The sequence below is a fragment of the Sphingopyxis sp. 2PD genome (genome assembly GCF_005503695.1).
GTDB lineage: Bacteria > Pseudomonadota > Alphaproteobacteria > Sphingomonadales > Sphingomonadaceae > Sphingopyxis.
Window position 1 is genome coordinate 17,729 of sequence record NZ_SCMU01000035.1, and the last position, 11,422, is coordinate 29,150.

Here is an 11,422-nt window from a genome sequence, read left to right on the forward strand (position 1 = left end):
GGAAATTCCGGCTCAGGCGATACGATTGAAGCGGTCGAAATCCGGACGCGGGCTGCGCTCGAAGATCGTCGCCGGATCGCCATAGCCAAGCGTCGAGACGAAGTTGCTCTTCACGCTCGGCTGATCGGCAAAAAAGGCTTCATCGACCGCGGCATTGTTGAAACCCGACATCGCGCCGGTGTCGAGACCCAGCGCGCGCGCGGCCAGGATGAAATAGGCGCCTTGCAGGCTGGAATTGCGAAACGCCGTCGCTTTCGCCAGCTCGTCATTGCCGACGAACCAGCTGCGGGCATCGGTATGCGGGAAAAGTTCGGGCAGATTCTCGTAGAATTCAAGGTCCATGCCGATGATCGCGGTGACCGGCGCGGCCAGGATCTTTTCCGCATTGGCGGGCATCGCCAGCGCGGCAAGCTTTTGCTTAGCGGCGTCCGACGTGCACCAGATGATCCGCGCCGGCAGGCAATTGGCGCTGGTCGGACCAAATTTCATCAGATCCCAGATCGCATGCAACTGCGCGTCGGAAACGGGCCGGTCGAGATAGCCGTTATAGGTGCGCGCGGTACGAAACAGCTGGTCGAGAGCGCTGTCGGATAGCGGCTCGCTCATGGGCTTACTCCTGAGTAAATATCGGTCAGACGGCGTGGACTGCCGTTACCTCGGGAACATAATGTTTCAAGAGCGATTCGATGCCGTTCTTCAGCGTCGCCGACGAGGACGGACAACCGGCACAGGCACCCTGCAGCTTAAGGTACACATTGCCCTTGTCGAAGCCGCGATAGACTATGTCGCCGCCGTCATTGGCGACCGCAGGGCGCACGCGGGTTTCGATCAGTTCCTTGATCTGTTCGATGATGTCGGCGTCGGCGGGGTCGTCGGCAAAGCTCGGTTCATCCTCTGCAGGGACCGAAAAACCAGCGCTCGCGGCGTTGAACAGCGGCACGCCCGCAAGAAAATGGTCCATCAATATGCCGAGCACGTCGGGCTTCAGGTCGCTCCAGCCAACGCCCGGCGCTGCGGTGACCGACACGAAATCGCTGCCAAAGAACACGCCGGTCACATCGCCCAGCGAAAACAGCGCGCTCGCCAGCGGCGACGCCTCGGCCTCTTCGGGGCTCGCAAAGTCACGGGTTCCCGACGTCATCACCGCCTGGCCGGGCAGGAATTTGAGCGTCGCAGGATTGGGCGTCGATTCGGTTTCGATCAGCATGGGGTGCATGTGGGACGCCATCGCGCTTTGTGCAAGCCGATTGGCCGCGCTAAACGTCGCGCATGCGCCGCTTCGCCCACTTTGCAGCCCTCGACTGGTCGGGCGCGCGCGGACCGCGGCAACGCGGGATTGCGCTGGCAGTGGCAAGCGGCACCGGCGCGCCCCAGCTGGTGCGTCCCGGCCATATCTGGTCGCGCGCCGAAATCCTGACATGGTTGCAGCATGTCGCCGCATCGCGCGCCGACATGCTGATCGGTTTCGACTTTTCGGCGGCATTCGCCTTTGCCGATTGCGACGCCTATTTTCCGCAGTGGGACCTGAGCCCGAACAACCTGCCCGCGTTGTGGGGGCTCGTCGAGCGGCTGACGCGGTCCGACCCGCATTATCAGATCGACGGATTCCTGAGCCACCGCGATGCCCGGCGACATTTCCGCCACGCGCGCGGCGACGTCGGCGACCTATTCGCCCCGGGCGCGGGACGGCTGCGCGTCGTCGAGCAGCATCAGCGCGCGACCAGACAGGCGGCAAGCGTCAGCAATTTCAACCTGGTCGGCGCGGCGCAGGTCGGCAAGGCAAGCCTTGCGGGAATGCGGCTGCTTCACCGCTTGCACCCCGCGCTGCCGCTGTGGCCCCTCGACCCGGTACCCGGCAGCGGTCCATTGCTTGTCGAAATTTACACCGGCGTCGCCGCGCGCGCAGCCGGGATCGCGGCGGGCCGCAGCAAGATCCGCGACGGCGCCGCGCTCGACGCGGCCTTGGCGGCGCTGGGCTCGCCCTCGGTCGGGGTGACCGGGTCGATCAGCGATCATGCCAGCGACGCCCTGATGACCGCCGCCTGGCTGCGCGCCGTCGCGGGCGATGCAGCGCCCTGGCTGCCCGCGCCGCTCACCGAAGCGCTCGCCAGGACCGAGGGCTGGACCTTTGGAATCGTCTGACGATTTGTCGCCGTCGGCATCGGTGCGATGTCCGCTGTTTCCATCCACGGAAAAAATGCTTAGGGGAACGCGAGCGCCGGCTTAGCTCAGTTGGTAGAGCACCTGATTTGTAATCAGGGGGCCACGGGTTCGAATCCTGTAGCCGGCACCACAGGCAGTTGTTGCACAGCGCGCATCGCCCCCCTGTTCCATAGAACGGATAGCGGCTATCGCTCCCGCCCGCGCCGACGCGGCGCAAGCAAGGCCGAATTCAACTTTTTTAAAGTTAATTTATTGGCTTTTGTCATAAACTTGGGCGACACCACGTGAAATTGGGGCACGATTGGGCAAGCGACAGACGCAATGGGGCAGCGGGCGGACCCGGATTGGGACGAAATATTCATGCAGGCCGCGTTGCAGCCTGACATGTGGCTGGGCGCGCTCGATGCGCTCGCCAGCCAGACAGGTTCGGGGCACGGCCAGCTCATCGGCGTCGGCGGCGCGCGCGAAATTCCGTTCAACATCGTCACCAACTTCAGCACCGATCTGATCGATCATTTCGCCGTCAGCGGCTGGAGTGCCGAAACGCACAACTTTCGCGTCGCCGCGTCGAACCGCCACATCGAGCGCGGCTTTTACGATCCGGTCCTGTTCGAAGAACATTACGATCAGGTCATCCCGCAGCTTGCCTCGTCCGACTATCTCGACTGGTGCGAAGAAATCGGCATTCCCTTTGGATGCCAGACCAATTTGGTGATCGACAATTTCGGGATCGTCGGCCTCGCGACCTTGCGCGATCGCAAGGAAGGGCGGACGACCGCCGCGCAGCGCAAGATTTTTGCCAGCGGCGCCAAGGCGGCGCGGCGCGCCGTGCGCTTGCAGGAAAAGCTGGAGGGCGAGCAGGCCAAACTGCTGGCGGGCGCCTTCGACGCGATCCAGGTCAGCGCTTTCATCATCGACGTGCGCGGTCAGTTGCTCGCCCACAGCATCGGCGCCGACGCCATGCTGGCGGCGGGTGATGTCCGGGTGGCGGGGCGGTCGATCGATGCGCCGGGCGCCCCCTTCACCCTGCGTCAGACGGTCCAGGCGCTAACCGCCGATGGCGGCCTCGACCATATGCGGACGCAAATCATCACCGCCGAGAGCCGCCCGCCACTGATGATCGAAGGCTTTCGTCTGCCCGAACGCGAATGGTCGCTCGGCAAATTGCCGCATGCGATCCTGATCGCCAACGGACCCCGGCGCGATCGCGCCGGGGTGACCCAGTATCTGAGCGCGATATACCGTCTGAGCCCGGCCGAAGGCGATATCGCGGTGCGCCTGTTCGAAGGCAAACCGCGTGCCCGGATCGCGGCGGAACGCGGCGTGACGGCCGAAACGCTGCGCGGGCAGATCAAGCAAATCTATCTGAAATGCGGCGTCGACAGCGAAGCGGCATTGATGCGGCTGCTGGCGCCGATCTTAAGTTGACCATCCCCCAACAGGGGGATGATCGCGTCACACCGCCGAAATAAGGGTCCATTTGCAAGGACTAAGGGGGGCCATCCCTTCGACCGCATCGCGCTGGATTCGTTCCGGACCACCCGGGATGCGTCGAAGGGGTCGGGCCCAAAATATTCCTGTCGTTCGACGCGACCCCGAACGGCAGGGCGAGGGTCCTCATCATTGTGTGCGGCCTGGAAGGGCTCCGCCGTTATGCGGCGGAGCCCTTTTCGGTTCAGCCGGTCACGCGACCGCGGGCAGTTTGTCGAGCAGCTTGTCGAGCGTGATCGGATAGTTGCGGGTGCGGATGCCCGTGGCGTTGTAAACCGCGTTGGCGACCGCCGCCCCGACCCCGCAGATGCCGAGTTCGCCGACGCCCTTTGCCTTCATCGGCGACGTTGTCGGATCGGTTTCGTCGAGGAAGATCACCTCCTGATGCGGGATGTCGGCATGGACCGGGACTTCGTACCCGGCGAGGTCGTGATTGACGAAAAAGCCGAAACGCTTGTCGACCGCAAGTTCCTCCATCAGCGCCGACCCCGCCCCCATCGTCATCGCGCCGATCACCTGGCTGCGCGCCGCCTTTGGGTTAAGGATGCGCCCGGCGGCGCACACTGCGAGCATACGGCGGATGCGGATTTCGCCGGTCGCGGCATGAACCCCGACCTCGACAAAATGCGCACCAAAGGTCGATTGCTGATATTTTTCGGCCAGATCGCCATAATCCATCTTGTCCTCGGCGACGAGTTCGCCGTCCTTGGCCGCGTCGCCCAGCGCCACGCTCTGCCGCCCCGCCTTGACCTTGCCGTCGGCGAACACCGCATCGACCGGGTTCATGCCGAGCTTTTGCGCCACCGCTTCGCGCAGCTTGACGCACGCGGCATAGACGCCGGCGGTCGAGCTGTTCGCACCCCACTGGCCGCCCGATCCGGCCGACACCGGGAACGCCGAATCGCCGAGCTTCACGACCACATTGTCGAGCGGCAGGCCCATCATTTCGGCGGCGGTCTGGGCGATGATCGTATAGGTGCCGGTGCCGATGTCGGTCATATCGGTTTCGACCGTCACCACGCCCGATTTGTCGAGCCGCACGCGCGCCGCCGACGGGCCGTTGAGGTTGTTGCGGAACGCCGCGGCGACCCCCATGCCGACCAGCCATTGGCCATCGCGGCTCGCCCCCGGTGTCGTGCTGCGCTTGGCCCAGCCGAATTTGTCGGCACCGATTGTCAGGCATTCGTTGAGCTGGCGCTGCGAAAAGGGACGGCTCGGCTTTTCGGGATCGACCTGGGTGTCGTTGATGATGCGGAACCGGATCGGATCGAGCCCCAATTTTTCCGCCATCTCGTCGACCGCGACTTCGAGCGCCATCATTCCGGGAGCCTCGCCCGGCGCGCGCATCGCATTGCCTTCCGGCAAATCGAGCACCGCGAGCCGCATCGCGGTCATCCGGTTCGCGCCCGCGTACAGCAGGCGCGTTTGTCCGACCGCGGTTTCGGGGCCGCCGCCGGGCAAATCGCCCGACCAGCTTTCGTGACCGATCGCGGTGATCTTGCCATCGGCGGTCGCGCCGATCCGGATCCGCTGGATTGTCGCCGGGCGGTGCGGCGTATTGTTGAACATGAAGGCGCGCGGCAGTGCGACCTTGACCGGCCGCGCCGCCGCCTTGGCGCCGAGCGCCGCGAGCAGCACATCGGCGCGAATGAACAGCTTGCCGCCGAACCCGCCACCGACATAGGGCGAATCGAGACGGATATTCTTCCTCGGGATGCCCAGCGTTTTCGCCATGTCGCCCACCGACCAGGCGATCATCTGGTTCGACGTCCACAGCGTCAGCTTGTCGCCGCTCCAGGCAGCGATCGATGCGTGCGGCTCCATCATCGCATGGGCATGGTCGGGGGTGGTGTAGCGGGTGTCGAGTTGCACCGGCGCCGCGGCAAAGGCGCCCGCAAAATCGCCGACGCTGCTGTCCGCCTCGGTCCCGAAGGACGGCGGCGGCTTGACCGCGCTGCCCAGCGCGGCAGCCAGCTCGAACGCTCCCTTGCCGCGCGCATATTCGACCCGCACCAGCGCCGCTGCGGCCCGCGCCTGTTCGAATGTCTCGGCGACCACCAGCGCGATCGCCTGATGATAATGGTCGACCTCCGGACCGCCGAGCAGCTTTGCGGTGTTGAAATTGCCCTTGCCCAGCTTGCCCGCATTGTCGGCGGTGACGATCGCCAGCACCCCTGGCGCGGCACGCGCTTCGTCGAGCTTCATCGACGCAATCCGTCCCTTGGCGATCGCCGACCCGACGACATAGCCATAGGCCTGGTTCGCCGCGACATCATGCCGTTCATAGGCATAGGGCGCGAGCCCCGTCGTCTTGAGCGGACCATCGATGCGGTTGGTGGGTTTGCCGACCACTTTCAGCTGGTCGATCGGGTTGGTCGTCGCGGGGGTATCGAACTTCATGGCTCAGCCCCTTGCTTGTGCCAGCACACCGGCGAGCGTGCGCTCGACCAGCGGCAGCTTATAGGCATTTTCATGGCTCGGCTTGGCACCGGCGAGCAGCGTGGCGGTGACCGCCTTGGCCCCGCGTGGCAGATCGGCGTCGGCCGCCTCGACCCGCCAGGGCTTGTGGCCGACCCCGCCGAGCGCGACGCGCCCCGACCCGTCCTTCTGCACGATCGCCGCGACCGAAATCAGCGCAAAGGCATAAGAGGCGCGGTCGCGAACCTTTTGGTAGATATGCGTGCCGCCGACGGGCTTGGGCAGCGTCACCGCCGTGATCAGCTCGCCCGGCGCAAGCACGGTGTCGAGATGCGGCGTGGTGCCCGGCGCGCGGTAGAAATCGGCCACCGCGACGCTCCGCTCCTTGCCCGCCGCATCGACGGTTTCGACCCGTGCGTCGAGCGCGCGCATCGCGACCGCCATATCGCTGGGGTGGGTCGCAATGCACGCATCGCTCGCACCGACGATCGCGTGGAGCCGGCTGAACCCGCCGATCGCCGCGCAGCCGCTGCCCGGCTTGCGTTTGTTGCACGGCATATTGGTGTCGTAAAAATAAGGGCAGCGGGTGCGCTGGAGCAGGTTACCCGCCGTCGTCGCCTTGTTGCGGAGCTGGCCCGACGCGCCCGCGACCAGCGCGCGCGACAACAGGCCATAGTCGCGCCGCACGCGCGGGTCCGACGCCAGATCGGTGTTGCGGACCATCGCCCCGATGCGCAGCCCGCCATCGGTCGTGGGTTCGATCTTGTCGAGCGCCAGCCGACTGACATCGATCAGATGCGCCGGGGTTTCGATCTCCAGCTTCATCAGGTCGAGCAGATTGGTGCCGCCCGCGATGAAGCGCGCGCCTTTCACTTTCGCAAAGGCAGCGGTCGCCGCGGCGGGCGTTTCGACGCGTTCGTAGGTGAAGCTTTTCATGCCTTCACTCCCGCCACATCGGTTATCGCGTCGATGATGTTCGAATAGGCGCCGCAGCGGCAGATATTGCCGCTCATCCGCTCGCGCAGTTCGCTTGCGGTGACTTTCGGTGTCGCGGTCAGGTCGGCCGTGACGTGGCTCGGAATGCCCGCCTTGATCTCGTCCAGCACCGCGACCGCCGAGCAGATCTGCCCCGGCGTACAATAACCGCATTGATAGCCGTCGCGTTCGACAAAAGCGTCCTGCATCGGATGCATCTTGTCAGGCGTCCCCAGCCCCTCGATCGTCGTGATATTCTCACCATCATGCATCACCGCCAGCGTCAGGCAGCTATTGATCCGCCGCCCGTCGACAAGGACGGTGCAGGCGCCGCACTGGCCATGATCGCAGCCCTTTTTGGTGCCGGTCAGGTGGAGATGCTCGCGCAGCGCGTCGAGCAGCGACGTGCGCGTATCGAGCTCGAGCTTATGCGCCGTGCCATTCACTTTGAAAGCGACCGCAGCGGTCGGCGGCGCCGCAATCGCCGTCTCGCCCGGCGCCGCCGCGGCGCGCGTCGGCAGGGCGGTCACCGCCGCTACCGAAGCGCCCCCGGCGAGCACGCCGCGTCGTGAAAAGTCGAAATCGCCAGGCGTTTGCATCGCGCGTCCCCGATTCTGTTTCTGGTTGCCGATGGGCGGGGTCGCCCACGGGAAGGTCAGGCAGTCGATGCCGCGCGATCCTTATGATTTGCCGCGTCGGCGCAGAAGCTTTCGGATTCGGGAATCAGATTAACATACCGATCGGTCAGCCACCAGCCGAACCCGCCGGAACCGCAGCAAGTTCCCCGCGCGCCTGACGAAAGACTTCGATGCTGCCCCAGATGGCGAGCGTCGCCATGATCGCCGCCACCGCCAGATCGGGCCAGCTTTGCCCGGTGCCGAACACGCCTAGCGCCGCCCCCATCACCGCGACATTGCCGATCGCGTCGTTGCGCGAGCAGATCCACACCGAGCGCATGTTCGCATCGCCGGTGCGATAGCGATAGAGCATCAGCGCAACAGCAACATTGGCGGCCAGCGCCAGCGCGCCGATCAGCCCCATGGTTTCGGCGTGCGGCGCCGACCCGTCGATGAACCCCCATACCGCCGAACCCAGCACCCACAGGCCAAAGGCGAGCATCGTCACCGCCTTGACCTGGGCCGCGCGCGCCCGCCACGCAAGCGCCATACCGGCCACGCCCAGGCTGATCGCGTAATTCGCCGCATCGCCCAGGAAATCGAGCGCGTCGGCCTGCAGCGCGCGCGAATCCGCCGCGACCCCGGCGACAATCTCGACCCCGAACATCGCGGCGTTGATCAGGAGCGCGGCCCACAGGATACGCCGCCAGCGCGGGTCGTTGAGCGCGGTCTTGCCGCTGGCACCGGCACAGCAATGATCGGACAAGCGATGGCCTCCTTTGATCTTCGAGTCGGCACCCTATATGCACCCTGTAGCAACTACGGGGTCAAGCCATGAAAATCGGCGAGCTGTCGCGGGCGACCGGGACCAATATCGAAACCATCCGTTATTATGAGCGCATCGGCCTGCTCCCCGCGCCGCATCGCACCGCGGCGAATTACCGCAGCTATGGCGATCCGCACCGCGCGCGGCTGACTTTTGTGCGCCATTCGCGCGACCTTGGTTTTACCATCGATGAAATTCGCTCGCTGCTCGACCTGTCTGACGATCCCGGACGTGATTGCAGCGAGGCCGACCGCATCGCGAGCCGCCATCTGGAGCAGGTCGAGGACAAGATCGCGCAGCTGACGCGGCTCCGCGACGAGCTGACGCGCATCGTCGGGCGCTGCCGCGGCGGCATCGCGGCGGATTGCCGGGTGATCGAAGCGCTGGGCGATCATCGCCACTGCAAGAGTGCGCACTAACCCAACCGTCGCCCCCGCGAAGGCGGGGGCCGCTATCGGCTTAGTCCATCGCCATCGAGCAAAAACGGCGGCGGCCCCCGCCTTCGCCGGGGCGACGTTTTGAATAAGGGAAAGGTGGGACGATTCTGTTGCCCGGCTCGTCCCCAGCCGCTGGTATCCGATTCTGTTGCCCGGTTCGGTCCGAACCGCGTTCTATTTGTCTAACCTTAGGCCGTGAGGCTTATCGGTTAGGCAGCCAGAGCGAGTGCTTCGTTATCGTTAGCACCTATTGGTTTTGAGCCTTGAACGGGTTACTCAGCCCGGAAGAAAATATCGTCTTTGAACACACGTCGATCCTGGTTCGGCCCCGTCAGAAGCCCGCGCCGCTGTCGCAAACACGGGATTGTGGTGGAGCCGCCGGGTACTGCCCCCGGGTCCGCTGTGTCTATTCCACGACACCATTTATCCTCATAGTCGGCCGAAACCGACCCGACCTATATAGGGCGCCTGCCCGCGCTTGAAAAGGGCGCGGGCGGGTTATCGTCGCGGGACGCAGGCTATTTCCGGCGCAGCTCGTCACGAATTTCGGTGAGGAGGTCGACTTCGCTCGGCCCCGCAGGCGCGTCGGGGGCGCGGCGAACAACCTTGTTGACCCATTTGACGAGCAGGAAAATGACGAAGGCGAGGATCAGGAAATTGATCACCGCGGTGATGAACGCGCCATAGCCGATCATCGCGACCCCGGCCTCTTTCAGCGCGGCATAATCGGTCGCCGCAACGCCGTCGGGGACGCTACCCAGGAGGATGAACTTGCTGGAAAAATCGACCCCGCCAAAGATCCAGCCGACGAACGGCATGATCAGGTCGGCGGTCAGCGACCCCGTGATCGTCGCGAACGCGCCGCCGATGATGACACCGACCGCAAGGTCCATGACATTGCCTTTGGCGATAAATTCCTTGAATTCCCCCAACATCTTGCTGCTCCCTGGCTGGATGGTTCCGGGGACCGACGGTGCCGTGCCAATTGCACAAAGGCAAGCAAACTCCTATGTAGTGTATTGTTGCGGCAAAACGCCGCCGGAGGGAGTTTTTGACCATGACCTATCGTACCGCCCGTTGGTTGATCCTGCCCGTCGCGGCGCTGTCGCTGTCCGCCTGCGGTATCAACAGCGTCCCGACCAAGGAAGAAGCGGCGAAGGCGAAATGGGCGAATGTCGAGGCGGCCTATCAGCGCCGCGCCGACCTGATCCCCAACCTCGTCGAAACCGCCAAGGGCGCATCGCAGATCGAACAATCGACGCTGGAAGGCGTCATCCAGGCGCGCGCGTCGGCGACGCAGGTCAAGCTCAGCACGGACGATCTGGAAGATCCCGCAAAGGTTCAGGCGTTCCAGCAGGCGCAGGGCGCCGTGTCGAGTTCGCTCGGCCGTCTTCTCGCGACCGTCGAAGCTTATCCCGACCTGAAAAGCCAGCAGCGCTTTGCCGACCTGATGACCCAGCTCGAAGGTACCGAAAACCGCATCAACGTGTCGGTGCAGGATTATAATGGCGCGGTGCAGGATTATAACACGACGATCCGCACCTTCCCCGACATCATCGGCGCCAAGATCGTCCATGGCGCCAAACCAATGACCCCGTACAAGGCGATCACACCGAACGCCAATCAGGCGCCGAAGGTCGATTTCGGCAGCTAAGGCCACCAGGATGATCTCTTTTCCGTTCGCCCTGAGCTTGTCGAAGGGCCGTTCTTTCTTTCGACCACAGAAGAAGGAAGAGCGGTGCTTCGACGGGCTCGGCACGAACGGAGTTTTGCGGCGCAAGAATAGACCTGCTGCGTTGGTGGGGTGGGTGTTGGCCATCGCCGCAGCGCTCGCGATGCCCGCCGCCGCGCAAACCTTCCCGAAACTCGCGGGCAATCCCGTCGTCGATCAGGCCGATATCATCCCGGCGGGCGAAGAAGCGGCGCTCAACGCGCAGCTTCTCGAGCTTGAAAAGACGACCGGGCATCAGCTAGTCGTCGCGACCGTTCGCGATCTCGAAGGCCGCGATGTTGCCGATTACGGCTATCGGCTGGGCCGCGAGTGGGGGATCGGCGACGCCGAAAAGGACGACGGCGTCGTCTTTCTGATCGCGCCCAACGAGCGGCGGATGCACATCGCGGTCGGGCTCGGCCTTGAACCGGTGCTGACCGACGCGCTCTCGGGCCGGATCATCCGCGAGGTCGTGACGCCGAAGTTCAAAGCGGGCGACATGCCGGGTGGCATTCAATCGGGGGTGAATGCGATCGCCCAGCAAATCCAGCTGCCGCCCGAGGAAGCCGCGGCGCGCGCGCAGGCCGCCGCAGCGAACGAACGCGACCGCGCCGATGACGGCAATATGGCCGGGCTCTTTTTCGTCGGCTTCATCATTCTGATCTTCTTCGTCCTGCCGATGCTGGCGCGGCTCGGGCGGCAGCTGGATTTGCTGGGCGATCGCATTCACCCCCGATTGAATGCCACCCGGCATGTCGCCCGCTTTGAACTTCGGCGTCACGAC

General features: G+C 64.6%; 12 protein-coding genes, 1 tRNA gene and 1 other RNA gene. 6 read left to right on the plus strand and 8 right to left on the minus strand.

Translation table 11 applies throughout. The features are described 5' to 3' along the window. Positions 1-12 precede the first annotated feature (12 nt). Entirely contained in the window at positions 13-606 is a 594-nt protein-coding gene (locus FFS18_RS15860) for a malonic semialdehyde reductase (RefSeq protein ID WP_137871592.1), read from the minus strand. 25 nt (positions 607-631) lie between these two features. Next, positions 632-1,207 (minus strand): NifU family protein, encoded by a 576-nt coding sequence (locus FFS18_RS15865; RefSeq protein ID WP_137871593.1) that lies wholly within the window; start codon positions 1,205-1,207, stop codon positions 632-634. Between the two features lie 62 nt (positions 1,208-1,269). Between FFS18_RS15865 and FFS18_RS15870 the strand changes: the two genes are divergently transcribed. The 3 genes from FFS18_RS15870 to FFS18_RS15880 all read left to right on the plus strand — a co-directional run bounded on the left by FFS18_RS15870 (position 1,270) and on the right by FFS18_RS15880 (position 3,591). Continuing rightward, positions 1,270-2,142, plus strand: coding sequence for a hypothetical protein (locus tag FFS18_RS15870; protein ID WP_137871594.1), 873 nt, complete (start codon positions 1,270-1,272; stop codon positions 2,140-2,142). A gap of 75 nt (positions 2,143-2,217) precedes the next feature. Continuing rightward, positions 2,218-2,293: transfer RNA gene (locus FFS18_RS15875), tRNA-Thr, on the plus strand. 230 nt (positions 2,294-2,523) lie between these two features. Next, positions 2,524-3,591 (plus strand): helix-turn-helix transcriptional regulator, encoded by a 1,068-nt coding sequence (locus FFS18_RS15880; RefSeq protein WP_137871595.1) that lies wholly within the window; start codon positions 2,524-2,526, stop codon positions 3,589-3,591. A 255-nt stretch (positions 3,592-3,846) separates the two neighbouring features. Here FFS18_RS15880 and paoC read toward each other — a convergent pair whose 3' ends face one another. The 4 genes from paoC to FFS18_RS15900 all read right to left on the minus strand — a co-directional run bounded on the left by paoC (position 3,847) and on the right by FFS18_RS15900 (position 8,430). Further along, entirely contained in the window at positions 3,847-6,054 is a 2,208-nt protein-coding gene (gene paoC / locus FFS18_RS15885; RefSeq protein WP_137871596.1) for an aldehyde oxidoreductase molybdenum-binding subunit PaoC, read from the minus strand. A gap of 3 nt (positions 6,055-6,057) precedes the next feature. After that, on the minus strand, positions 6,058-7,008 hold the full coding sequence (locus tag FFS18_RS15890) for an FAD binding domain-containing protein (protein WP_120216998.1): 951 nt from the start codon (positions 7,006-7,008) through the stop codon (positions 6,058-6,060). Continuing rightward, on the minus strand, positions 7,005-7,646 hold the full coding sequence (gene paoA, locus FFS18_RS15895; RefSeq protein ID WP_120216999.1) for an aldehyde dehydrogenase iron-sulfur subunit PaoA: 642 nt from the start codon (positions 7,644-7,646) through the stop codon (positions 7,005-7,007). Before paoA ends, FFS18_RS15890 begins: the two co-directional genes overlap by 4 nt. Positions 7,647-7,791: 145 nt before the next feature. Then, entirely contained in the window at positions 7,792-8,430 is a 639-nt protein-coding gene (locus tag FFS18_RS15900; RefSeq protein WP_120217000.1) for a cation efflux transmembrane domain-containing protein, read from the minus strand. Between the two features lie 68 nt (positions 8,431-8,498). On the opposite strand from FFS18_RS15900, the gene FFS18_RS15905 reads away from it, so the two are divergent. Further along, on the plus strand, positions 8,499-8,909 hold the full coding sequence (locus FFS18_RS15905; protein WP_137871597.1) for a MerR family transcriptional regulator: 411 nt from the start codon (positions 8,499-8,501) through the stop codon (positions 8,907-8,909). A gap of 152 nt (positions 8,910-9,061) precedes the next feature. Here FFS18_RS15905 and ssrA read toward each other — a convergent pair. Continuing rightward, positions 9,062-9,416, minus strand: a transfer-messenger RNA (tmRNA) gene (gene ssrA, locus FFS18_RS15910). A gap of 29 nt (positions 9,417-9,445) precedes the next feature. After that, the gene (gene mscL, locus FFS18_RS15915) at positions 9,446-9,862 is read right to left on the minus strand and encodes a large conductance mechanosensitive channel protein MscL (protein WP_137871598.1); all 417 of its coding nucleotides are present in this window, start codon (positions 9,860-9,862) and stop codon (positions 9,446-9,448) included. Between the two features lie 116 nt (positions 9,863-9,978). Here mscL and FFS18_RS15920 point away from each other — a divergent pair, with 116 nt between their 5' ends. Both FFS18_RS15920 and FFS18_RS15925 read left to right on the plus strand, forming a co-directional pair. After that, the gene (locus FFS18_RS15920; protein WP_120217003.1) at positions 9,979-10,581 is read left to right on the plus strand and encodes a LemA family protein; all 603 of its coding nucleotides are present in this window, start codon (positions 9,979-9,981) and stop codon (positions 10,579-10,581) included. Positions 10,582-10,738: 157 nt separating this feature from the next. Next, positions 10,739-11,422 (plus strand): TPM domain-containing protein (locus FFS18_RS15925; RefSeq protein WP_502704184.1); only part of this gene is annotated, 684 nt, incomplete at its 3' end.

Bases quoted from the DNA above. Each gene is read 5' to 3' on its own strand.
- FFS18_RS15865 (WP_137871593.1), bottom strand. From the start codon at position 1,207: ATGCTGATCGAAACCGAATCGACGCCCAATCCTGCGACGCTCAAATTC.
- mscL (WP_137871598.1), bottom strand. From the start codon at position 9,862: ATGTTGGGGGAATTCAAGGAATTTATCGCCAAAGGCAATGTCATGGAC.
- FFS18_RS15890 (WP_120216998.1), bottom strand. From the start codon at position 7,008: ATGAAAAGCTTCACCTACGAACGCGTCGAAACGCCCGCCGCGGCGACC.
- paoA (WP_120216999.1), bottom strand. From the start codon at position 7,646: ATGCAAACGCCTGGCGATTTCGACTTTTCACGACGCGGCGTGCTCGCC.
- FFS18_RS15860 (WP_137871592.1), bottom strand. From the start codon at position 606: ATGAGCGAGCCGCTATCCGACAGCGCTCTCGACCAGCTGTTTCGTACC.
- FFS18_RS15870 (WP_137871594.1), top strand. From the start codon at position 1,270: ATGCGCCGCTTCGCCCACTTTGCAGCCCTCGACTGGTCGGGCGCGCGC.
- FFS18_RS15905 (WP_137871597.1), top strand. From the start codon at position 8,499: ATGAAAATCGGCGAGCTGTCGCGGGCGACCGGGACCAATATCGAAACC.
- paoC (WP_137871596.1), bottom strand. From the start codon at position 6,054: ATGAAGTTCGATACCCCCGCGACGACCAACCCGATCGACCAGCTGAAA.
- FFS18_RS15880 (WP_137871595.1), top strand. From the start codon at position 2,524: ATGCAGGCCGCGTTGCAGCCTGACATGTGGCTGGGCGCGCTCGATGCG.